Here is a 955-nt window from a genome sequence, read left to right on the forward strand (position 1 = left end):
GTCCGGAGGCGGCTGTGCTCGGCCCGCGCGCGGGCGAGCCAGGCCTGCCCCTCCGGTCCCAGCCGTCCGCCCCGGGGCCGGCCGCGCTGCGCGGTCGTGACGGCGCGCTCGAGCAGCTCGTCCCCCTGCTGGAGGAGGGGCGCCGGGTCGGTCTCACCCCGTCGGCCGGGCGACGGGGTCCCGACGTCGGCGAGGGCGGCCAGGGCGAGCGCGGCGAGCCAGATGCCGCCCAGGAACCAGTCGTCCCACCGCCGGCTGAGGTGGTCCATGAGGCCCACGGCGCGCTCGAGGGCCTCCGCCGGCCGGCCGGCGAGGGTGAGGGCGTCGACCTCGCAGCCGCCCGCCATGAGGAGGACCTGCGGGTCCGTGGCCCCTGCTGGTGTCAGCGCCCGCGCGCGCTCGACGGCGTCGTCGTCGCCGCGCGCGGTGGCGGCGTAGAGGTCGATGGCCGCGAGGACCGCGCCGGCGCCGGGCGGGGCGCCCGCGGGGGCAGGCTGCGCGGGCGTGAGGTCGCCGGTGGTGATCCGTACGATCTCGGCGAGGAACTGCAGCTGCTGCGCGAACACGTCCCACGTCAGGCCGGCCCGGCGGGCCCCGTCCAGGGCCCGGTCGATCTCCTGCCGGGCCTGCTCCAGCCGCCCGGCGTGGAAGTGGGCCGCGGCCAGGTTGGAGCCGCACCGCAGAGCGGTGGCCAGGTCACCGGCCGCCTCAGCCCGGTCACGCGCGGTGGCGAGGAGCTCCGCCGACCGCTCGTCGTCGTCGACCAGCAGGACCGCGAGCGTCCCGAGGGCGTCCGCCTCGATCCCGGCGTGCCCGCCGTCCCGGGCGACCGCGACGGCCTGCTCGGCGCTGGCCCGCGCCTCGTCGTCGCGGTCGACGTTGAGCGCGCACCGCGCGTGGACCGCGAGGACCCAGGCGGTCGTCGCCGACGACGCGCCGCCGGTCGCCCAGTCGG

At 79.3% G+C, this 955-nt stretch carries 1 pseudogene; it reads right to left on the reverse strand.

Features of this window, described 5'->3' with window-relative positions:
• Nucleotides 1–955, reverse strand: a pseudogene (locus N866_RS21765) (helix-turn-helix transcriptional regulator); the annotation flags it as partial.

It is taken from the genome of Actinotalea ferrariae CF5-4, from assembly GCF_000603945.1.
Lineage (GTDB): Bacteria > Actinomycetota > Actinomycetes > Actinomycetales > Cellulomonadaceae > Actinotalea > Actinotalea ferrariae.